Genomic DNA, 1017 nt, shown 5'->3' with positions numbered 1-1017 from the left:
GGCGATCCGGACGGCGACGGCAACCGGCCGTGGTGGACCCCGGCGGCCCGCACCGCCCGCACCGCGCTGACGCTGCTCTCGCTCCCCGTGATCGGGCTGGCCGGCGGCGTTCGGCGGCCGGCGCATCCGCCGCCGCAGCGGCTGCGGATCGAGGCGGACGGGGTGCTGCTGACCGATCTGGACCGGCCGGTGGAGCAGGTCTCGGTGTCGACGGCCGCACCGGGCGGCGGGCTGGCCGAGGTCGTCGTCCATCCCCACGCGGCGGACGGTCCGCTGCGCACCCGGGCGCGGGCCGTCACCGTCTCCGGCCCGGACTTCCGCTATCACGCGGACGCGCTGATCCGGGGCCCGGTGCGCAGCCGCACCTGGACGGTCCTGGCGGAGGCGTGGTCTCTGATGCTGCCGCACCGCCCTTGAGCGACGCTAGCGCGGCCACGGGGCGGCACACTCACCGCGGCCGGGCCAGACGCTCACCGCCACCGGTGGGGGCCGGGCCTTGCGCCACGGGGCCGGGCCTTGCCCCGCCGGGCCGGGCCTTGCCCCACCAGGCCGGGACTTACCCCACCGGGCCGGGCCTTGCGCCACCGAGCCGAGCCCTGTCCCACCAGGCCGAGCCTTGCCCCACCAGGCCGGGTCTTACCCCACCGAGCCGGAGCCCTTGCCCCGCCGGGCCGGGCCTTGCGCCACCGGGCCGAACCTTGCCCCGCCGGGCCGAGCCTTGCCCCACCAGGCCGGGCCTTGCCCCACCAGGCCGGGCCTTGCGCACCGAGCCGAGCCTTGGCACACCAGGCCGGGCCTTGCCCCACCAGGCCGAGCCTTGCCCCACCGAGCCGAGCCTTGTCCCGCCGTGCCGGAGCCCTATCCCGCCGGGTCCAGACGTGGCCGCCCCCGGACGGGAAGCGCGGGCCTCCGGCGCCGGGGTACCGCCGCCGGAGGCGGACACTCACCGCGCGCCCGGGACATGACCGCCATCCGGTCGGACGCGCCCACGTCACCGGCCCGGGGCGGACGGCCAGG

The 1017-nt window shown here is 78.7% G+C and carries 1 pseudogene; it reads left to right on the top strand.

Going from position 1 to position 1017, the window contains the following annotated elements:
- A pseudogene (locus KN815_RS49310) lies at positions 1–417 on the top strand (hypothetical protein); the annotation flags it as partial.
- Positions 418–1017: the final 600 nt, after the last annotated feature.

It is taken from the genome of Streptomyces niphimycinicus, assembly GCF_018883605.1.
GTDB lineage: Bacteria > Actinomycetota > Actinomycetes > Streptomycetales > Streptomycetaceae > Streptomyces > Streptomyces niphimycinicus.
This window is presented reverse-complemented; position numbering and strand designations above follow the sequence as displayed.